Origin of the sequence: Tritonibacter horizontis (assembly GCF_001518015.1) — a bacterium.
GTDB lineage: Bacteria > Pseudomonadota > Alphaproteobacteria > Rhodobacterales > Rhodobacteraceae > Epibacterium > Epibacterium horizontis.
On sequence record NZ_LPUY01000056.1, the window covers coordinates 15716 to 36631 of the forward strand.

The following is a 20916-nucleotide window of genomic DNA, read 5'->3' on the forward strand; positions in this document are numbered from 1 at the left end:
GGAATGCTTGCAACCGTGAAACGAGCACCTCGGCCCGCCACGCCATGTCCCGGCGCGCGGCCAAAATCGCGCGCTGCCCCATTCTTACCCAAATTAAGTAAAATTTGCGCCACGACCCGCCGACAATCTCGGAATCGGAAACAGTGCTCAGAAAGAGCCGCAACAACCACCGAGGGCAGAACAATGGCTGGACAGCAGGTCGCAACAATGGACGATGGCATCTTGACGATGGTGCGCGAGGAGCGCCGCAAGGCGCTCAGCCCGCGGGAATGGCGGTTCCGCCTGCGCGGCTACGGGCTGGCCATCCGGGACGAAAACGGCGCCCAGGTGCTGACCCGATTGCCGCGCGGCGAGGCGCTTGGCGTGTTGCCGGCAGATATGGCCTGACCCAGCGCTCCGCCAGCCGCGCCGCCCGGATACCGGGCATGGCGCGGGCGGATTTAGGTCAGCACAACGCGCGGCTCAGCGTTCCCGCCCCGGCAGGTTCTGCCGGGCAGGCACCGGGTTCCAGGCCTCGATCACCGCGAGGGCCTCGTCAGCGTTTTCGACGAATTTGAACAGGTTCAGATCCTGTTCTGAAATGGTGCCGGCATCGGCCAGCGCATCCCAGTTGATGATCTTTTCCCAAAAATCCCGCCCGAACAGCAGGAAGGGCACCGGCTCCATCCGGCCAGTCTGGATCAGGGTCAACGCCTCGAACAGCTCGTCCAGCGTGCCAAAGCCGCCGGGGAAGACGCAGATCGCCTCTGCCCGCATCAGGAAATGCATCTTGCGGATGGCGAAATAGTGAAAGTTGAAACAGAGCTCCGGCGTCACGTATTCATTTGGCGCCTGCTCGTGCGGCAGCACGATATTGAGACCAATGGACACGCCGCCTGCATCCACCGCGCCCCGGTTTCCCGCTTCCATCACCCCCGGTCCGCCGCCGGTCACGACCACATGACGCCGGTTCCCCGTGGCCTGTGATTTCTCGGTCATTTTGCGGGCAAACACCCTGGCCTCGTCATAAAAATGGCTGAGATCAGCGAGTGTTTTGGTGCGCGCCTTGGCCTTTTCCGCAGGCGCCGGAATGCGGGCGCCGCCAAACATCACCACCGTGCTTTCGACGCCTTGCTCGTCCAGCATCAACTGCGGTTTCAGCAACTCCAGCTGCAACCGGACAGGGCGCAGTTCCTCGCGGCACAGAAACCCCTCGTCCGCAAAGGCCAGCTGATAGGCCGGCGATTGGGTCTGCGGCGTTACGGGCACATGTTCGGCCCGGCTTCTGTCTGCGCTGGCGTCCGGAAAACGGCTGTGGCGGTCGTCACTCATAATCAATATTGCCTATGTTGCGGAAGGAACAATCAGACCTCTTCTTATCGCGGATACCGGCGCCGAACCAGCGCTGAAACTCCGGCGGCCTCTTGCCTCTCCCCGATAAACGCGTAGGGTTTGCTGCAACTGCAAACAGATGAGGCATAATGATGGACTGGAAGCCCCTGATCTCTGGCGCGCGCAGCCGGATAACATCGCACCTCGTGGAAACGCCGACCCTGACCGTGCAGAGCTTCGGGCTTGGATATCCGGTTCAGATGAAGCTGGAGCACTTGCAGCATACGGGCAGCTTCAAGGCGCGCGGCGCCTTCAACACGCTGCTGTCCCAGCCGGTGCCCAAGGCGGGTCTGGTCGCCGCCTCTGGTGGCAACCATGGCGCGGCGGTGGCCTATGCGGCGCGCGCTCTTGGTCACTCCGCCAAGATTTACGTGCCGGAAATTGCCGGTCAGGCCAAGATCGACCTGATCCGGTCCACTGGCGCGGATATCGACGTGGTGCCAGGCACTTATGCCAACGCGCTGGAGTCGGCGCAGGTCTGGGAACGGGAAACCGGCGCCATGCAGATCCACGCCTATGACGCCCCGGCCACCGTTGCCGGACAGGGCACCTTGTTCGCGGAATGGGACTCCCAGGGCCTGGACGCCGATACGGTTCTGGTCGCAGTGGGCGGCGGCGGGCTGATCGCCGGGGCGCTGGGCTGGCTGCAGGGCAAACGCAAGGTCGTCGCGGTGGAACCTGCCACATCCTGCGCGCTGAAAGCGGCCCTTATGACAGGCGCGCCGGTCGATGTGGAGGTCAGCGGCATCGCCGCCAACGCGCTGGGCGCGCGCCGGATCGGTGATCTGTGTTTCGAGCTGGCCCAAGCGGCCGACATGCAGAGCCTCATTGTCTCCGACGCCGCCATTGAAACCGCGCAACATGCGTTGTGGCGCGACCATCGGCTGCTGGTGGAGCCGGCCGGCGCGACGGCCCTCGCGGCGCTGATGTCCGGGGCCTATCTGCCGGAACGGGGCGAAAAGGTCGCCGTGCTGCTGTGTGGTGGCAACATCGACCCCGAACCGCTGAGCGATCCCGCCACACAGCTGGACGTCTCCTTCGCCTGATCCGCACAAACGCTTGCGGGACGCCTCCCGGCCCCCTATCGAACGGGCATGACAGAAACCACAGCCGACAAGATCTTTCGCGCCCTGATGGAACGGGTCGTCACCGGCGATCTGGCGGCGGATCAAAAGCTGCGGCAGGATCACATCGCGCGCGAATATGACACCTCGCATGTGCCCGTGCGCGAGGCCTTGTTGCGGCTGGAGGCCAAGGGGCTGGCGAAATCCATCCCCCACAAGGGCATGCGCGTCACCGCATTGGAGCCCACCGAAATCCGCGAGGTGATCGAGATGCGGGTGGCGCTCGAAGTGCTGGCGCTGACTCATGCCCTGCCCCGCCACACAGCGGCATCGCTTGCTGCGCTGGAGCGCGCGCGCGACGAGTGCGACACCGCGCCGGACATGATCACCTGGGACCGCTGCAACCGGCGGTTTCACCTCGCATTGCTCATGCCCTGTGGCATGCCGCGCCTGATGGCGTCGATCGAGGACCTGCATATCACCGCCGCGCGCCACCTGTTTGCCTATTGGCAGGACCGCTGGACCGCCCGGCCCGACAGCGACCACGCCGCCCTGATCGCGGCGGTGCGCGCGCAGGACCTGACATCGGCCTGTGACACGCTGCGCCACCATCTGCGCCGGGTCAGCTAGGGTCGCGCGGTCGCGCCTGTCCGGCACATCGGCGCGTTCGGGACATGACCTCCTGCCTGAATGCGGCTATAAGCGCCCGAATCCAATCAAAACCCGGAGCTGGAACATATGTCCAACGCGCAGCTGGAAACCGCAATCGAGGCCGCCTGGGAGGCCCGTGATACCATCACCCCCGCCACCACCGGCGAAACCCGCGACGCGATCGAGCAGACCCTCGCCGCGCTCGACAGCGGCAAACTGCGCGTCGCGGAAAAGCTGGACAGCGGCGACTGGCACGTGAACCAATGGGCGAAAAAAGCCGTTTTGCTTGGCTTTCGCATCAAGGACATGGAAGAGCAATCCGGCGGCCCGCAAGGCTCCGGCTGGTGGGACAAGGTTGACAGCAAGTTCAAGGGCTGGGGCCCGTCCGACTGGAAAACCGCAGGCTTTCGCGCGGTGCCGAACTGCGTGGTCCGCAAATCCGCCTATATCGCCCCCGGCGTGGTGCTGATGCCCTCTTTCGTCAACCTCGGCGCCTATGTCGACGAGGGCACCATGGTTGACACCTGGGCGACCGTCGGCTCCTGCGCGCAGATCGGCAAGGGCGTGCACCTGTCCGGCGGCGTCGGCATCGGTGGCGTGCTGGAACCCATGCAGGCCGGCCCGACCATCATCGAGGACAACTGCTTTATCGGGGCCCGCTCCGAGGTGGTCGAAGGCTGCATCATCCGCGAAGGCTCGGTGCTGGGCATGGGCGTCTACATCGGCCAATCCACCAAGATCGTCGACCGGGAAACCGGTGAGGTGATGTATGGCGAGGTGCCGCCCTATTCCGTTGTGGTCTCCGGCACGATGCCCTCCAAGAACGGGATCAACCTCTATTGCGCGGTGATCGTGAAGCGCGTCGATGCCAAGACCCGCTCCAAGACCGGCATCAACGAATTGCTGCGCGACTGAGCCACCGGCCAGCGCCAACAGCACACCGATTTTACGGAACAGGCGGCCCCGGTCGCCTGTTTTTTTGGTTCAGAAACATTGTGCTCGTGGAAAAATTGGAAAATCCCGCTACGTTTCACAAAGGGCCATCAGAAAACGGCCGGGTGTGTTTTTGCAGAAGGAGCACGCGGAATGCCAGCATCCTGGAAACCAAACAATTACCCATCGGTAAGCCCCTACCTCGTGTGTCACGATCCGGAAGGCACCATCGCCTTCCTGCAGCGGGCCTTTGACGCGACTCTTTTGCGACGACACAATCGCGACGATGGCAGCCTGATGCATGCGGAACTGCGCATCGACGACAGCGTGGTGATGATCGGCGGCCTGCCCGAAGCTGCGGATTGCGACGCGCATGTGCATCTCTATGTGCCGGATGCGCAACTGGCCTTTGACCAGGCCATCGCGGCCGGCGGCATGATCGTGCAGGAACCAATGCGCAAACGCCCGGACGATGACCTGCGCGGCGGTATCAAGGAACCGAGCGGCTCAACCTGGTGGCTGGCCACCCAACCCGCCCAGGTCCCCGCCTGAACCGCCCCTGAACCGCGTCTGCCCGACCCCTGAACCTGGGGGAAAAGGCCGCGAAACAGTGCTCGCCTTGTGCGGGGCCGCGCTCGCTTAGCCGAGGATGCCCGGCAGGGTCAGCCCATGGTCGCGGGCGCAATCCTGAGCGATGTCATAGCCGGCATCCGCGTGCCGCATCACGCCTGTCGCCGGATCGTTCCACAACACCCGGCCGATGCGGCGGTCGGCATCCTCGGTGCCGTCACAACAGATCACCACGCCCGAATGCTGCGAGAACCCCATGCCGACGCCACCGCCATGGTGCAGCGACACCCAAGTCGCGCCAGAGGCGGTGTTCAGCAGCGCGTTCAACAGCGGCCAGTCTGACACCGCGTCCGATCCATCTTTCATCGCCTCTGTTTCGCGGTTGGGCGAGGCGACGGACCCACTGTCGAGGTGGTCGCGCCCGATCACCACGGGTGCGGACAATTCGCCGGTGCGGACCATCTCGTTGAAGGCGAGGCCGGCCTTGTGGCGATCGCCCAGACCGATCCAGCAGATCCGGGCCGGCAACCCCTGAAAGGCGATCCGCTCCTTCGCCATGTCCAGCCAGCGATGCAGACCTTCGTTGTCGGGGAACAGCTCTTTCATCTTGGCGTCGGTCTTCCTGATGTCCTCGGGGTCGCCGGACAGGGCCACCCAGCGGAACGGACCGATGCCGCGACAGAACAGCGGCCGGATATATGCGGGCACAAAGCCGGGAAAATCAAAAGCGGTCTCCAGCCCCGCGTCCAGCGCCACCTGCCGGATATTGTTGCCATAATCGACCGTCGGAATCCCCATGGCGTGAAACGCGCACATGGCCTCGACCTGCGCCCGCATGCTGGCGCGGGCGGCTTTTTCCACCGCTTTGGGGTCTGTGTCGCGCTTGTCTTTCCATTCGGCCATGGTCCAGCCCTGCGGCAGGTAGCCATTGACCGGATCATGGGCCGAGGTCTGGTCCGTCACGATATCGGGACGCAGACCGCCCGCTTTGGCGCGCGCCACCAGTTCGGCAAAGACATCCGCCGCATTGCCCAACAGGCCGACGGATTTCGCCTCGCCCGCTTTGGTCCAGCGGTCGATCATCTCCAGCGCCTCGTCCAGCGTCTCGGCCTTCTCGTCGAGGTATCGGGTGCGCAGGCGGAAATCGATGCTGTCGGGGTTGCACTCCACCGCCAGACAGCAGGCCCCGGCAAAAACCGCCGCCAGAGGCTGCGCGCCCCCCATGCCGCCCAGACCTCCAGTCAGGATCCATTTGCCGGTCAGATCGCCGTCGTAATGCTGTCGCCCCGCCTCGGCAAAGGTCTCATAAGTGCCCTGCACGATGCCTTGGGTGCCGATGTAGATCCAGGACCCGGCGGTCATCTGGCCGTACATCATCAGCCCCTTTTTATCGAGCTCGTTGAAGTGGTCCCAATTGGCCCAATGCGGCACCAGGTTGGAATTGGCGATCAGCACCCGGGGCGCGTCCTTATGGGTCTGGAACACACCGACAGGTTTACCGGATTGCACCAGAAGGGTCTGGTCGTCCTCAAGCGCGCGGAGGCTGTCGACGATCATGTCGAAGTCCTTCCAGGTGCGCGCGGCCCGGCCAATACCGCCATAGACCACCAGTTCGTGCGGATTTTCGGCCACATCGGGGTGCAGATTGTTCATCAACATCCGCAACGGGGCCTCCGTCAGCCAGGATTTTGCGGTCAGGTCCGTGCCCGTCGCAGGGTAGACATCACGGGTGTTCTTGCGCGGATCGCTCATGCGGGCCTCCATTGGGTCAAATCGGCGAGTAGGCGGGACAAATGCGCCCGAAGTCGGTCGGAGCGGGCGGGGTCATAGCGCCAGGGCGGGGTCTCGTCGCAGTAGGTCGCCTGTGCCAGCTCCATCTGGATCGCGTGCCAGCCCTGCGCCGGGCGGCCATAGTGGCGCGTGGTCCAGCCCCCCTTGAAGCGACCGTTCAGGACCGCGCTATAGCCCGTGGCCTGTTGACAGCTGTCAACCACCAGCGCCTCGATCCCGGGCGCGCAGGTGGTGCCCATGTTGGTGCCGACGTTGAAATCCGGCAGGCGGCCCTCGAACAGAAACGGAATTTCGCTCCGGATCGAATGGCAATCATAGAGGATGGCAAACCCGTGAATGGCCGCCACCCGCTCCATCTCTGCCGTCAGCGCGGCATGATAGGGCGCGTGATAGGCGTCGCGACGGCGGGAGATTTCCGCCGCCTCCGGCTCACGGGACCAGATCGAATTGCCATCAAAATCCGTCAGCGGCACCAGCGTGGTGGTGTTCTGACCGGGATAGAGGCTGTGGCCTGCAGGGTCCCGGTTCACGTCGATGACATAGCGATGGATGGGGGTGCGCACGGTGGTCACACCCTCTACCAGATCCGCATAGAGGTCGTGAATATGCCAGTCCGTATCGGCAAGACCAAGACCACGTTCATTCAGATCCTTGGCAACCTCTGCGGGCACCTCGGTCCCCGTATGCGGCAGGCCAAGGACCAGTGGCGAGGACCCTTGCGTGACGTCGATCATACCGCGATCTCCACGCCCGCGGCCCGGGCCACGCGGCCCGCACGGACCATGGCGCTGGCGGCTTCGATCTCGGGCGCAAGGTAGCGATCTTCGCCCAAGCTGGGGATTTCGCTGCGCAGCATGGCCAGCAGATCCTGCAACCGCGCCGAAGTCCTGAGCGGCGCGCGCGCCTCGACCCCTTGGGCGGCACAGAGCATCTCCACCCCGAGGATCACCGACAGGTTCGCCGTCATCCGCGCCAGCCGCAGCGCGCCATGGGCGGCCATCGACACGTGGTCCTCCTGATTGGCAGAGGTCGGCGTCGAGTCGGTAACGCAGGGGTTCGCCAGATGCTTGTTCTCGCTCATCAGCGCCGCCGTCGTGACCTCGGCGATCATGAAGCCGGAGTTGAGGCCGGGGTTCGGCGTTAGAAAGGGCGGCAAGTCGTGGCTCAGGGTCGGGTCCACCATCAAGGCGACCCGGCGCTGCGCAATCGCGCCGATCTCTGCCACCGCCAGCGCGATCTGATCGGCAGCGAAGCCGACATATTCGGCATGGAAATTGCCCCCCGAGACGATCCGCCCCTGTTCGACCAGAACCAGCGGATTGTCGGTTACGGCATTGGCCTCCACCTCCAGCGTGCGGGCCGCCATGCGCAACACATCCAGCGCCGCGCCCAGCACCTGCGGCTGGCAGCGGATGCAATACGGGTCCTGAACGCGACTGTCGCCTTCCCGGTGGCTGTCGCGGATCTCGGACCCCTGCATGATGGCGCGCATCGCAGCAGCCACATCAATCTGGCCCGCATGGCCGCGCAGGGTGTGGATCTCGGCCACCAGGGGCGCGGTCGACCCCATGATCGCATCCGTGGTCAGCGCGGAAATCGCGACCGAGGCCCGCGCCAGGTCCAGGGCCTGAAACAGCCCGGCAAGGGCGCAAGCGGTGGAAAACTGGGTGCCGTTGATCAGCCCGAGACCCTCTTTCGGGCCGAGCACAATCGGTTCGATCCCGGCGCGGCGCAGGGCCTCGGCTCCGGGCAGGCGCTCGCCCTCGAAGGTGGCCTCTCCCTCGCCGATCATCGCGGCGGCCATATGGGCCAGTGGCGCCAGATCGCCGGAGGCCCCGACCGACCCCTGCGAGGGCACCACCGGGATCACGCCCCGCGCCAGCATCTGTTCGATCTGCTCGATCACCGCCCAGCGCACACCGGAGGCACCGCGCCCGAGCGAGAGCAATTTGAGCGCCATCATCAGCCGAATCTTATCCTCCGCCAGAGGCGCGCCCACGCCGCAGGAATGGCTGAGGATCAGGTTGCGTTGCAGCGTTTCGGTGTCGTCGGCGGCGATCCGGGTCGAGGCCAGTTTGCCAAACCCCGTGTTGACACCATAGACCGGTGCCGCGCCTGCGGCCGCCTCTGCGACCATCGCGGCGGCGGCCTCCACCCCGGTTCGGGCTGAACGGTCAAGCCGCGCCGGGGTTCCGGTGGCAAAAATCCTCTCGAGCGTGGCGAGAGTCACGGTGCCGGGGATCATGTCGATCATCTGCGGGTCTCCAGTTTGCCGCCGTGAACGCGGGCATAAAGCGGGTTAAAGCCAATCCGATAGGCCAGCTCTGCCGGGCGCGTGACATCCCAGATCGCCAGATCGGCCCGCAACGTCGGAGCGATGCAGCCCCGATCCGCAAGCCCCAGCGCGCGGGCCGCATGAACGGTCACCCCGGCCAGAGCCTCCTGCGGGGTCAGGCGAAACAGGGTGCACCCCATGTTGAGCGTCAGCAGCAGCGAGGTCAGCGGCGAGGAGCCAGGGTTGCAATCGGTCGCCAGCGCCATCGGCACGCCGTGGGTGCGAAAGTGCTCTGTCGGCGGCAGCTGGCTTTCCCGCAGCGTGTAAAACGCACCGGGCAACAACACCGCGACAGAACCCGCCGCCGCCATCGCGCGGGCATCCTCTTCGGTGGCATATTCGACGTGATCCACCGACAGCGCACCGCGTGCCGCTGCCAGCCTTGTGCCGCCCTGATGGGACAGTTGTTCAGCGTGAAGCTTGACCGGCAGGCCCAGCGCCGCCGCCAGATCGAACACCCGACCGATCTGCGCAGCCGAAAAGGCGATCCCCTCGCAAAACCCGTCCACCGCATCCACCAGCCCCTCGCCATGGGCCGCGCGCAGGGTGGGCAGGCAGACCTCCTCCAGATAAGCATCGGAACGCCCGGCATACTCTGCCGGCACCGCATGCGCCCCAAGAAAGGTCGTGGTGACCGTCACGTCCCGCACCGCCCCAAGACGGCGCGCGGCCCGCAGCATGGTGCATTCGGTATCGCGATCAAGCCCGTAGCCCGATTTGATCTCGACGGTGGTGACCCCTTCGGCGATCAGCGCATCCAGACGCGGCAGCGCCCCCGCGACCAGCGCCTCCAGGTCCGCCGCCCGCGTCGCTGTCACCGTCGAGACGATCCCGCCGCCGGCGCGCGCCACTTCCTCGTAGGACGCGCCGTTGAGCCGCATCTCGAACTCGCCCGCGCGGTCGCCGCCAAAGATCAGATGGGTGTGACAATCAATCAGCCCCGGCGTCACCAACCGACCGCCAAGATCCTGTCTTGGCCAGTCCGCATAGGCCTGCGGCAGCGCCGCCTCCGGGCCGCACCAGGCGATCCGCGCGCCCTCCACGGCCACCGCGCCGTCCTCGATCAAACCGTAGGGTGTCCTCGGGTCCATCGTCGCCAGCTGAGCGCCGCCCAAGACGTATCTGTCGCGCATGTCGCCCTCGTCCGAATTTTCTTGCCCGCCAAACGCTATGCGCTTAATGTCATTATGTCTATACATAAGAGGGTCAGATGCAGACAATTTTTGCCGCCACCGCCTGCTTGCCCCAAGGCTGGACCCAGAACGTCCGCCTGACCATCGACAGCGGCTATCTGACCGCGATTGATCCGGGCGTGGAGGCACAGGCGGGCGACACCCGCGTCGACCTGCTGCTGCCGGCCCTGGCCAACCTGCATTCCCACAGCTTTCAACGGGCGATGGCCGGCCGCACCGAATATCGCGCCGGTGGGGCGGACAGTTTCTGGACCTGGCGCAGCCTGATGTACCGGTTTCTCGATCATCTCACGCCGGACACATACGAAGCCATCGCCGCGCTGACCTTTCTGGAGATGCTGGAGGCCGGCTATGCGGCGGTGGGGGAATTCCACTATGTCCATCACCAGCCCGGCGGCACCCCCTACGCCAACCTGGCCGAGCTCAGCCAGCGCGTGATGGCCGCTGCGTCGGAAACCGGGATCGGCCTCACCCATCTGCCGGTACTCTATACCTTTGGCGGCGCCGGACGGCAGCCGCTGTCGGGTGGGCAGCGGCGCTTTGGCAACGATACGGATCGCTTCGCGCAGCTTGTCACCCAGGCCCGCAGCGCGGCGCAAGAGCTCGGGCCCGACACGCGGGTCGGCATCGCGCCGCATTCCCTGCGCGCCATCTGCCCCGAAGACCTCGCGGCGATTCTGCCCCTGGCCGAGACAAACCCGATCCACATCCATATCGCCGAGCAACCCCGCGAAGTGGCCGAGATCAAAGACTGGCTCGGCGCGCGGCCCGTGGACTGGTTGCTGCACAACACCCAGGTGAACGCACAATGGTGCCTGATCCATGCCACCCACATGACCGCGACGGAAACCCAGGTACTGGCCCGCAGCGGCGCCGTTGCGGGGCTGTGTCCCGTCACCGAGGCGAACCTTGGCGATGGTACGTTCAACGGGGCGCCCTATCTTGCGGCCGGGGGGCGGTTCGGGGTTGGCTCTGACTCCAACATCCGGATTTCGCTCGTCGAGGAATTGCGCACGCTGGAATATTCCCAGCGCCTGCGCGATCTGGCCCGCAATGTTCTGGTGGCCGACACGGGATCGGTGGGACAGACCCTCTACCTTGGCGCGGCGCGGGGTGGGGCGCAGGCCCTCGGGCGCGATTCTGGCCGGTTGGCGGTCGGCGCTCTGGCGGATCTGGTGGCCCTCGACCGCAGCCAGCCTGCGCTTTTTGGCCTGCCCGACGCGCACGTCCTCGACGGGCTGTGTTTTGCCGCCGACGACCATACGGTGACCGATGTCTGGGCGGCGGGGCGCCATATGGTGCAGCAGGGGCGCCATATCGGGCGGGACGCAATCCTGAACCGCTATCGCAGCGCCATTACCACGCTTCTGGCAGAGCTTTGACGGCCCCGCGCTCCCGGCGCCCCGTCGGCGGCGCCTTTACAATCGTCAACGCCTCCAGACATATGGCCATTAAGCCAGAGTTTCAGCCCAGATAGGAAGGTCCCGCGTGCAACAGCCGAAAAAGACCGGTTTCCAGGATGTCCGCGACGAGGTCATGCGGCGCATCGAGACCCGCGTCTGGGACCAGGGCGCGCTATTGCCAACCGAGGCGGAGCTGGCGACGGAATTCGGCTGTGCCCGCGCCACGGTCAACCGGGCCCTGCGCGAACTGGCCGACCGGGGGGTGATCGACCGCAAGCGCAAAAGCGGCACCCGTGTCACCGCGCTGCCGGTCAAACAGGCCAAGCTGGAAATCGCCACCGCCCGCAGGCTGGTCGAGGAACGCAATGCGACCTATCGCTATGCGCTCGTGTCGCGCCGGATGCAGGCTGCGCCGGGCTGGCTCGGGTCCCAGATGGGGCTGACACCGGGCACAGAGGTGCTGCATCTGGAAGCCATGCACTATGGCGACGGGCAACCGTTCCACTTTGAGGATCGCTGGATCAATATTGCCGCGGTTCCGGGCTGTGCAGAGGCTGATTTTGCCCTTAAACCGCCCGGCGAATGGCTGCTGGCGGAGGTGCCGTTTTCCAACGCCGATGTCAGTTTCACGGCCACGGCGGCGGATGCGGCACTGGCGGATTACCTCGCCTGTGCACCGGGCGCGGCCTTGTTCCAGATGGAGCGGTCGACATGGTTCCAGGACGCGCCTGTGACCTTTGCCCGGATGACATTCCACCCCGGCTACCGGATGCGAAGCCGTTACTGATCCGCGGCCAGCAGCACCCGTGTTTCATAGGATTTGAGCGTCGGACGCGACATCGCCGCATAGCTTTTCCAGCTGTCGCCCATCAGGTCAAAAAACTCGGCGCGGGTTTCGGCATCCAGCCCGCCGAGGCTGTCCTTGCCGGGATGATAGCTCTCGCTGTCCAGGCCATTGCCGCGAATGATCTCGTGGCGGTCGAACAGGAGATGGAAATAGACCACCGGCCGCCCGTCCGCGCGCCGCCGGATCGTGCTGTCATTGACCAGGTGATGCGCCGGCACCAGCACTTCTTCAGCCCCAAAGAGCACATCCGCCGTGGCCGAGCGCAGCAACACTCGGTGACTGGGCGAGACCTCGATTTCATCGTGCTGCCCCAAGGCATTGGCGGCAATCCGCACCGGCGCATGCGGGCCGGTCGCAAGACGGCTGCTGCGGCCGATCCAGCGGATTTTCTGGCCGCCGTGGTCGCGGGTGCGCACCTTCATGCCGACTTCAAGCTCTTCGACCGGCAACGGGCCGGCGAGCGTGTCGATCAGGGTCCCCGCCACGAAACAGGGCGTGGTGGTCAGATCGACATACCCAACGTCCGAATTGCCCTCGTCATCCGCCACCGTATAGGTAAAGACCGAGGTTTCATTCTCATCAACATCATCCTGACCGGTGATATCGAAGGTGCCATCGTCGTTCAGCGTGACCACTTCGCCCGACGCCAGGGTCACGGAACTGCCTGCCGTAACCGGCTGGTTGTTGATGTGGGTGATCGTCAGCTGGCCACCATTGGCCTGCGCGTCATTTTCCAGCACATCGACCTTGACGGTTTCACCTTCGCGGACCTCGACCTCGTCATCGCCCGCAATCAGGGCGGTCTGGATCGAATCTCCGGCGATCAGCAGGTTGGAATCGTATTTCGCATCACCGGTGTCGGCGATCGCGATCTTAATGGTATTGACCTCACCGGGCGTCACCGGTGCGGTGAGTTTCAGCGTGACGGTAAACCCATCCATTTCGGTGTTGTAGAGGTCGGAATCCGCAGGGTTGTCGACATAGAGGTTTTCGTTCGATTCATCGTTGATATTATTGATGGTGATGTCGCCATCCCCCACCACCAACTGGGCCTCGACCCCATTGACCCAGACCGACACCGCATCGTTGAACCCGGTGCCGACGTATTCCAGATACTCCTCCGAGGAGAACACGAACTGCATCGACAGGGTGGAGCCATCGGGAACGAACTCCGCCTCGAAAATGGCAGCGTCATAGGTTTTTCCTCCGGCGATCTCATCCAGATCGGAATCGCCCGCGGTGCCGTGTTCGGTGGTCGTTCTGGCCGAGGTATTGGTGTCCGACGTGCCAGAGCTGTTGGTGAAATCGCTGGCCTTGCCGGTGGACAGAATGACGCCACTGTCTGACGGGGTCACATTCGGCGCCACGGTGTCGCCGTCGCTGTAAATGCCCGAAGCCGAATCCGCCCCAGTGTAGGTCGCAGAGTTGATGGTGATGCCGTTGCCGAACATCGCCTCCGCCATCTGCTCGGCCGAGGCACTGGTATTTATGGGCAATTCCTGCGCTGTCGCCATCTCGGTTCACCAAATCTATTTTCAAATTTCGTCTTTCTAGGCACGAAAGACCCACCGTCCCGTTAACACTGGACAAAAAAAGTGGAAAAACTGAGACAACAGTTAGCTCAAATTGAAGTCAATTTGGTTTGACCTCGCCCCATGCTCCCGTCTAATGCAGGGCGATGACACAGAAGAAACCCTCCCGCCAGCAAGTCTATACGCTCTTGGTTCAAATTGGCCGTAAAGACGGTGATGGCCTGCCCGCCGACGCCACGGGCGCGGCGTTGATGATCTATGCCTCTGGCGTGGACGAAGCCGAAGCGGTGCGTGAAACCGTCGCGATCCTGAAACAGGCGGATACCGCGCCGCTGGATGTCACCGGTTATGGCACCATCGCAGAGCGCGAAGAAGAGGGGCACGAGATCGACGCCGACGAACGGGCGCTGATGCAGCGGGCACTGGACGAAAATTCCGTGATCGTGGCGCAGATGACGCCCTTTTTCGGCGATGAGCCGGAAACCGACGACAGCCCGGCACACTGACCGGGCCGCACCGGCCGGGCTGCACTGACTGGCACCACGCGGGGGGGGGCACGGGCCTGTCAGGACCCGCCGCCGCCGAACCATTTGCGATAGAGCGTCGCATAGCTGCCGTCTTCCTGCATCGACAGCAGCGCCCGGTTTGCAGGCTCCACCAGCGGCGAGCCTTGCGGGAAGATGATTCCATAATATTCGGTCAGGAACTTTTCGCTCATGACCTGACCGATCCTTGCCCCGTCCGTTTTTACATAGTGGTTCAGCACCGGCGCATCAAAGACCACGATCCGGGTTTGCCCCGCTTCGAAATCCGCCAGCAGCTCGTCAAGACCGGGAAAGGCGGCATAGTCGATGTCGCGGCGGTCCAGAAATCCCGCAGCGGTCGACCCCTGGATGGTGCCGACGGCCTTGCCATAAAGGTCATTGACGGAATTCACCGATCCGTTGATCGCCTCGACGGTCATTGCGGCCGTGATCTTGGCCACAAACACCGACACGATGAACAGCGATGACACCACCAGCACGACCCCAAAGATCCGCCCCAGAAAACTGCGCGGCACCCGTTCTTCGAACCCGCCGTTGACCACGAGGTTGAGCGCCCACCAGAAGGACGGAAACCAGGCTTCGTTCAGCGGACGGTCGAAATAGGGCTGGGCCCGTCGTTCAAAAACCCACATCAGCATGCCGCCGACCAGCAGCAACACAAAGGCGATGCCGATTGCCGCCAGAAGATCCCAGGACAGCAGCGCCGACACCAGGCTGGGCGAAACAACATCATCGACGTGCAACATGATCTGCAGGCCGCTTTCAAAGATCGGCTGACTGAAGTCCATCACCGCCTCGCGCCCTGCCGTGATGGAGATATTGGCCGCCGCCATATCGACCCGGCCCTGCTCCACATCCTCGAGCATCTGGGAAAAGCTTTCGACGCGGTTGACCCGCAGATCCCAATTCAGCCGCAGGGCGAGGTCGCGCATCAGCTCCATGGTGAAGCCCGCCTCCTGGCCGCCAACCGGCATCGAGAAGGGCGGCCGCGTCACCGTGTTGACCGTAACCTCCTGCGCGCGAAGCGCCGGCGCGGCCAAAGACAGCAAACTTGTCATCAGGCAAAAGCAAAGGTAGCGCAAATTCATGGCCAGGATCTTTCGAGCAACGATATCATTGCCATAAAAGGATTGGCCTATTGGTTACAAGCCTTTGCGCTTAGGCGCTGCGCTGTTCTGCCAGAACTGCGGCATCAAACGCGCGCACCACAGGCAGCGGCGATGTGGCATGCTCGGGCAGGCTGTTGCGGTCGATATCCGCCAAAAGACTGGCCGAAAGCCGCGCCCGGTCCCGGCGGATACGACCGAGAAACAGGCTTTCGACCGCAAGCCCGGCGACGATGGGTGCCTCATTTCCCGGCAGGACGACCTGAAAATAATCGACCAATGTGTCGGTACGAGGCGCCATGGCGCCGATCCGGGTCGTCGCCAAAGTTTCGGCTGCGGCCAGAACCGCCTCGCAGCCAAACAGGTATTCCACCTCCGACCCGGTGAGCAGAACCCGCTGTGACGGGGCGACGAACAGATCTTCGGACAGGCCGAAGAACGGCGCCCGCAGCTGCACCGGTCGAAAGGCGCCAAACGCCGGAACCCGCCGCCGCACCACATGCAGCACCGGCACCAGATCGCCGCCCGCGACACGCAACAGATCGCCGCGCTGCAACTGCGCAATCGGACGCGGACCATGGTCTGTTTCCACGGGGGTCTGCGCCGTCAGCCCCGGCATCGGGCCGGTCGGTTCCTGCTGCGCGGAAAGCGCCACATAGGTGACCGTCGGTGCCATGGACGCCTCTGGCGGGCCCGACAACAAGGCGCGCAGATCGTCCAGTCGCCAGGGGCGCGGCGCCTGAAGCGCAACATGCGCCGATGGTCCGCCTGCCAATCGCTCCACCGTCAGTTGGCCGCAAAAAGCGGGCGCATTCCAGCTGAGCGTCAATCGCAGCCGATCTCCCCGGCCCGCGCCGACGGGATGAACCCGCTGGTGCTGCAGATGCCCGTATTGGTCGAGCTGCAAATCTACCGCACCGTCTGGATCGGCGTTGAGTTCGAACAGCAAGGGCCAGTCGCCCCCCCGCGCAAACCGGATCACCGGATCCGGGGTTGGGCGCATCGGCAGTTCGAATTCAACCACCAGCGATCCGGCGGCAAGCAGGGCATCCGGCTCGCGCAGCAGCAGGCGGGGGTGTTCGCCCTGTTCGGTCAGACCGGCCGCATCGAAACAGCGCCGCTCCCGGTGCCAGACCCCGATCCAGCTCATGCGGTCACGCGCCGGATCAAGGCCAGATCGCCGCAGATTGGGGCCGCCAAAATCATACCTGTCATCCTGCACCTCGCCGCGGTCTTGTGTCGTGCCCCGGGCGGCACGTTGTTCGGCCTTTTTGCCCGGGGCGTCCCTCAGTTCAAATCACAAGGTTCTGGAAACAAACACCGCCCGGCGGGCCTCGGCAATGCCAAAACGGAAATGATTATACCGGTAGATTCAACGATCTATCGGTCTCCGTCCGGATATGTTGCCTGTCCTGCTCGGCCTGTGTTGGGGCGCTCTTGCTGTCGCCGCCATCCTTGCCTCGATCTGTTATTGTGGCCAGCCTAGCACGCCGATCCGCCCCTGTCAGGACCGCGATTTTCCCGTTTTTGCCGGTTTGCGCATTTCGGTCACAGCTGGCGGGCCAATTGCGTCCGGCCCCGAAACCGCGCTAGGTCAGATCCCGAAGACCTCAGGAGGACCAAAGATGACCGCCACCGACCCCGTCGCGCTGACTTCTGCGCTGATCCGCTGCCCCTCTGTCACGCCGGCAGAGGGCGGTGCCTTGACGCTGCTGGAGCAGGTTCTGAGCGACGCCGGCTTTACCTGCACCCGCGCGGATCGGGACGATGTGTCGAACCTGTTTGCCCGCTGGGGCGACAAGGGGCATGAAAAAACCTTTGGTTTCAATGGGCATACCGATGTGGTTCCGGTTGGTGACGCGGCAGCCTGGACCCATGACCCCTTTGGCGCGGAGGTGGTCGATGGCGTGATGTACGGGCGCGGCACCACGGACATGAAATCCGGTGTCGCCGCCTTTGCCGCTGCCGCCATTGATTTTGTGCGCGACACCCCGCCCGACGGGGCCGTGATCCTGACCATCACCGGTGATGAGGAAGGCGACGCGGTGAACGGCACCACCGCGCTTCTGGATTACATGGCGGGCGCGGGCGAAAAGATGTCGGTCTGCCTCGTCGGGGAACCCACCTGCCCCAATCATATGGGCGAGATGATCAAGATCGGCCGTCGCGGCTCCATGACGGCCTGGTTCACGGTTACCGGCGTCCAGGGTCATTCGGCCTATCCGCATCGGGCCAACAATCCGCTCAACGGCATGGCGCGACTGATGGACCGGCTGGCCAGTCACACGCTGGACAGCGGCTCGGAGCATTTTGATGCCTCCACCCTGGCGATTGTCACCATCGACACCGGCAATCCGGCGACCAATGTGATTCCGGCGCAGGCCCGCGCTGCGGTCAACATCCGCTTTAACGAGCTGCACTCCGGCGCGTCGCTGACCGAATGGTTGCAGGGCGAGGCCGATCGCGTCGCCGGGGACTTCGGGCTGAAGGTCGAGATGGAGGTCAAAATCTCCGGCGAAAGCTTTATCACGCCCCCCGGCGATCTGTCCGAACTGGTCAGCCGCGCGGTGCAGGCCGAAACCAATCAGGTGCCGGAACTGTCGACCACCGGCGGCACCTCGGATGCGCGCTTCGTCAAGGCGCATTGCCCGGTGGTGGAGTTCGGTCTGGTGGGCAAGACCATGCATCAGGTGGACGAATGCGTCGAGGTGGCACAGATCCATCAACTCAAGAGCATCTATACCCGCATTCTGAAGGATTACTTCGCATGAGCCTGTCGATTGACGTCACCGAAAAACTCGACGCCTGCCTGACCCTGCGCTTTGAGGTTTTTGTCGATGAACAGGGCGTCCCGGTCGAAGAAGAACGCGATGCGCTGGACGACAGCGCGACGCATCTTCTGGCGCTCAAGGACGGTGTTCCGGTGGGCACCGCCCGCATCGTCTTCACCGAGGACATCGCCAAAATCGGCCGCGTCTGTGTGGTGAAATCCGCCCGTGGCACCGGCCTTGGCGCCAAGCTGATCGAGGCCTGCGTGGCCGAGGCCCGCCGCCGCCCCGATGTCACCACGGCCAAGCTCGGCGCACAGATCCACGCACTGGGGTTCTATGAAAAACTGGGGTTCGAGGCCTTCGGTCCGGTCTATCTTGATGCCGGGATCGACCACCGCGACATGCGGCGTCCCTTGGGTTGAGGCGTTGCACCACGCAGCCGAATCGCAGATATCAGCGCGCGCTGCCCTGGCAACGCCCACATAAAGTATCAGCCCCCCTGACCCATTGTTTCGCACGCGAAACATAAGGTCAGCCTTTCTGACCTTATGCCCGCCCCGTCCCGGCGCTGTCTTGCACGGGGCGGCGCTCTTTTCGGCATGACGTCTCCGCTGCGCCATGCTAGGGCAAATATATGGCGCGCATCCCCACAAAGGCCGAGATTCTGGAATGGATCTCCGCCCACCCGACCCAAACTTCGAAACGAGACATTGCCAAGGCTTTTGGCATCAAAGGTGCTGAGCGGATCGACCTCAAGCGCGTGCTGAAGGAGCTGGAAGCCGAAGGGCATCTGGAAAAGCGCAAGCGCAGCTACACAGACCCCGACCGCCTGCCGCCGGTCTCGGTCCTTCAGATCAAGGCGCCGAACGACGATGGCGATCTTTATGCACACCCGCTGGAATGGCATGGCGAGGGCGTCGAACCCACCGTGCTGATGGTGCTTCGCGCCTCGGATCCGGCGCTGGGAGAAGGCGACCGTATCCTGGCCCGCCTGACCGTGGTGCAGGAAGAGGACCACAACTACGAGGCGCGGCTGATCCGTCGCATCGGCACCAATCCCAAACGCATTCTCGGCATCTATCGCAAGGGATCCGAGGGCGGACGCATCATTCCCATCGACAAGGCCAGCGCCAACGAATGGACGGTGCCCGAGGCGAACACTCATGGCGCCAAGGACGGTGAACTGGTCGAGGCGGAACAGGCCGGCCCCAAGGCGCGGATGGGTCTGCCCAAAGCGCGGATCGTCGAACGGCTCGGCGATCCTTCTGCGCCCAAGGCGGTGTCGCTGATCGCGATCTATCAGCACGGCATCCCCGATCATTTCCCCGACAAGGTCATCGCCGAGGCCGACAGCGCCAAACCGATGGGCCTGAGCGGCCGCGAGGATCTGCGCGACCTGCCGTTTGTCACCATCGACCCGGCGGATGCCCGCGACCATGACGACGCCTGTTTCGCCCATGCCGACGAGGACCCCAAGAACCCGGGCGGCCATGTGATCTGGGTCGCCATCGCCGATGTCGCCGCCTATGTGACCCCCGGCACTACCCTGGATCGCGAGGCCCGCAAACGGGGCAACTCCAGCTATTTCCCCGACCGGGTTGTGCCGATGCTGCCGGATCGGCTGTCGGGCGATCTGTGCTCGCTGCACGAAGGCGTGCCGCGCCCCTGTCTTGCCGTGCGGATGCAGATCGACAGCGCGGGCAATAAGATCGGCCATCACTTCGTGCGCGGATTGATGAAATCCCAGGCCTCGCTGTGCTACGAGGAAGTCCAGGCCGCCATGGACGGCGAGGTCACCGACCGGACCGAACCCTTCCTCGCCGAGGTGATCCAGCCGCTTTATGCTGCCTATGAGGCGCTGAAAACCGCCCGCGACGCCCGCCAGCCGCTGGATCTGGACCTGCCAGAGCGCAAGATCATTCTCGACGACAGTGGCAAGGTGGCCTCGGTCAATTTCCGCGGTCGTCTGGATGCACATCGGCTGATCGAAGAGTTGATGATCCTGGCCAATGTCGCCGCCGCCGAGACCCTGATCAAGAAACGCCAGCCGCTGCTGTTCCGGGTCCACGAGGAGCCCAATGCGGACAAACTGGAAAACCTGCGCGAAACCGCCCGCGCGGCGGGTCTCACGCTCGCCAAGGGGCAGGTGTTGCAGACCCGTCACCTGAACGCGTTGCTGAACGCCGCGGCCGGGACCGACGATGCCGAGTTGATCAACATCTCGACCCTGCGGTCGATGCAGCAGGCCTATTACTTCCCGGAGAATTTCGGCCATTTCGGCCTCGCCCTGCGCAACTACGCGCATTTCACCTCGCCGATCCGGCGCTACGCCGACCTGATCGTGCACCGGGCGCTGATCACCGCCCATGGCTGGGGCAAAGACGGGCTGAGCCCGGAAGAAATCGAGCGGATGGAAGACACCGCCACCCATATCTCCGCCACCGAGCGGCGGTCGATGCTGGCGGAACGCGACACCACCGATCGCTACCTTGCCTCCTATCTGGCAGAGCGGGTGGGCAATGAATTCAGCGGCCGCATCGCCGGCATCGCCCGCTTTGGCGCCTTTGTAAAGCTGGATGAAACCGGCGCGGATGGTCTGGTGCCGGTGCGCTCTATCGGGCGGGAGTTCTTTCACTTCGACGCCCAGGCCGGTACGTTGATGGGCTCTGACACGGGCCTGCTGATCACCATCGGCCAGCGTGTGACCGTGAGACTGACCCAGGCGGCGCCAGTCACCGGCGGGCTGGAGCTGGAGCTGCTGGCGCTGGAGGGAGCCGACCTGCCCAGCGGCGGCGGCTCTGGCA

Annotated in this window: 19 protein-coding genes; 11 read left to right on the plus strand and 8 right to left on the minus strand. The window is 64.2% G+C overall.

The window, feature by feature from the left end:
* The first annotated feature begins 183 nt into the window (after positions 1–183).
* Complete coding sequence (locus TRIHO_RS09485; RefSeq protein WP_068242407.1) at positions 184–387, plus strand: hypothetical protein; 204 nt, start codon at positions 184–186, stop codon at positions 385–387.
* 75 nt (positions 388–462) lie between these two features.
* Here the strand turns inward: TRIHO_RS09485 and TRIHO_RS09490 are convergent, their stop codons facing one another.
* Positions 463–1311 carry an LOG family protein gene (locus tag TRIHO_RS09490; protein WP_068242409.1) on the minus strand — a complete coding sequence of 283 codons (849 nt, stop codon included), beginning with the start codon at positions 1309–1311 and terminating at the stop codon, positions 463–465.
* 152 nt (positions 1312–1463) lie between these two features.
* Here TRIHO_RS09490 and TRIHO_RS09495 point away from each other — a divergent pair, with 152 nt between their 5' ends.
* From TRIHO_RS09495 to TRIHO_RS09510, 4 genes are all read left to right on the plus strand, one after another.
* Positions 1464–2417, plus strand: coding sequence for a threonine/serine dehydratase (locus TRIHO_RS09495; RefSeq protein ID WP_068242436.1), 954 nt, complete (start codon positions 1464–1466; stop codon positions 2415–2417).
* Positions 2418–2465: 48 nt separating this feature from the next.
* Entirely contained in the window at positions 2466–3065 is a 600-nt protein-coding gene (locus TRIHO_RS09500) for a GntR family transcriptional regulator (RefSeq protein WP_068242411.1), read from the plus strand.
* Between the two features lie 108 nt (positions 3066–3173).
* Complete coding sequence (gene dapD, locus TRIHO_RS09505) at positions 3174–4001, plus strand: 2,3,4,5-tetrahydropyridine-2,6-dicarboxylate N-succinyltransferase (RefSeq protein WP_068242412.1); 828 nt, start codon at positions 3174–3176, stop codon at positions 3999–4001.
* Positions 4002–4172: 171 nt separating this feature from the next.
* The gene (locus TRIHO_RS09510; RefSeq protein ID WP_068242415.1) at positions 4173–4571 is read left to right on the plus strand and encodes a VOC family protein; all 399 of its coding nucleotides are present in this window, start codon (positions 4173–4175) and stop codon (positions 4569–4571) included.
* An 87-nt stretch (positions 4572–4658) separates the two neighbouring features.
* Here TRIHO_RS09510 and hutU read toward each other — a convergent pair whose 3' ends face one another.
* The 4 genes from hutU to hutI are packed head-to-tail and all read right to left on the minus strand — an operon-like array spanning position 4659 to position 9848.
* A complete protein-coding gene (gene hutU, locus TRIHO_RS09515) occupies positions 4659–6341 on the minus strand; it encodes a urocanate hydratase (RefSeq protein ID WP_068242438.1) in 1683 nt (560 codons plus the stop codon).
* Positions 6338–7114: an N-formylglutamate deformylase gene (gene hutG / locus TRIHO_RS09520; RefSeq protein ID WP_068242417.1), complete on the minus strand. Its 777-nt coding sequence runs from the start codon at positions 7112–7114 to the stop codon at positions 6338–6340. Before hutG ends, hutU begins: the two co-directional genes overlap by 4 nt.
* On the minus strand, positions 7111–8634 hold the full coding sequence (gene hutH, locus TRIHO_RS09525; RefSeq protein WP_068242419.1) for a histidine ammonia-lyase: 1524 nt from the start codon (positions 8632–8634) through the stop codon (positions 7111–7113). The genes hutG and hutH overlap by 4 nt, the downstream gene beginning before the upstream one ends.
* Positions 8631–9848 carry an imidazolonepropionase gene (gene hutI, locus TRIHO_RS09530; protein WP_068242440.1) on the minus strand — a complete coding sequence of 406 codons (1218 nt, stop codon included), beginning with the start codon at positions 9846–9848 and terminating at the stop codon, positions 8631–8633. The genes hutH and hutI overlap by 4 nt, the downstream gene beginning before the upstream one ends.
* Before the next feature lie 77 nt (positions 9849–9925).
* Between hutI and TRIHO_RS09535 the strand changes: the two genes are divergently transcribed.
* The gene (locus TRIHO_RS09535) at positions 9926–11290 is read left to right on the plus strand and encodes a formimidoylglutamate deiminase (RefSeq protein WP_068242420.1); all 1365 of its coding nucleotides are present in this window, start codon (positions 9926–9928) and stop codon (positions 11288–11290) included.
* A gap of 106 nt (positions 11291–11396) precedes the next feature.
* Positions 11397–12098, plus strand: a complete 702-nt coding sequence (locus TRIHO_RS09540; protein ID WP_106406178.1) for a GntR family transcriptional regulator — start codon at positions 11397–11399, stop codon at positions 12096–12098.
* Here TRIHO_RS09540 and TRIHO_RS09545 read toward each other — a convergent pair.
* Positions 12092–13672, minus strand: coding sequence for a choice-of-anchor L domain-containing protein (locus TRIHO_RS09545; protein WP_068242424.1), 1581 nt, complete (start codon positions 13670–13672; stop codon positions 12092–12094). The two genes, TRIHO_RS09540 and TRIHO_RS09545, sit on opposite strands and share 7 nt — an antisense overlap.
* Before the next feature lie 164 nt (positions 13673–13836).
* Between TRIHO_RS09545 and TRIHO_RS09550 the strand changes: the two genes are divergently transcribed.
* Positions 13837–14196 (plus strand): hypothetical protein, encoded by a 360-nt coding sequence (locus tag TRIHO_RS09550; RefSeq protein ID WP_068242426.1) that lies wholly within the window; start codon positions 13837–13839, stop codon positions 14194–14196.
* 59 nt (positions 14197–14255) lie between these two features.
* Here TRIHO_RS09550 and TRIHO_RS09555 read toward each other — a convergent pair whose 3' ends face one another.
* Both TRIHO_RS09555 and TRIHO_RS09560 read right to left on the minus strand, forming a co-directional pair.
* Positions 14256–15323: a transporter substrate-binding domain-containing protein gene (locus tag TRIHO_RS09555; RefSeq protein WP_068242428.1), complete on the minus strand. Its 1068-nt coding sequence runs from the start codon at positions 15321–15323 to the stop codon at positions 14256–14258.
* 70 nt (positions 15324–15393) lie between these two features.
* Positions 15394–16563, minus strand: a complete 1170-nt coding sequence (locus TRIHO_RS09560) for a Hint domain-containing protein (RefSeq protein WP_232367752.1) — start codon at positions 16561–16563, stop codon at positions 15394–15396.
* A gap of 403 nt (positions 16564–16966) precedes the next feature.
* On the opposite strand from TRIHO_RS09560, the gene dapE reads away from it, so the two are divergent.
* The 3 genes from dapE to rnr all read left to right on the plus strand — a co-directional run.
* Positions 16967–18112, plus strand: a complete 1146-nt coding sequence (dapE, locus tag TRIHO_RS09565; RefSeq protein WP_068242444.1) for a succinyl-diaminopimelate desuccinylase — start codon at positions 16967–16969, stop codon at positions 18110–18112.
* A complete protein-coding gene (locus tag TRIHO_RS09570) occupies positions 18109–18534 on the plus strand; it encodes a GNAT family N-acetyltransferase (RefSeq protein ID WP_068242430.1) in 426 nt (141 codons plus the stop codon). Before dapE ends, TRIHO_RS09570 begins: the two co-directional genes overlap by 4 nt.
* Positions 18535–18746: 212 nt before the next feature.
* Positions 18747–20916 (plus strand): ribonuclease R (gene rnr, locus TRIHO_RS09575; protein WP_068242432.1); only part of this gene is annotated, 2170 nt, incomplete at its 3' end.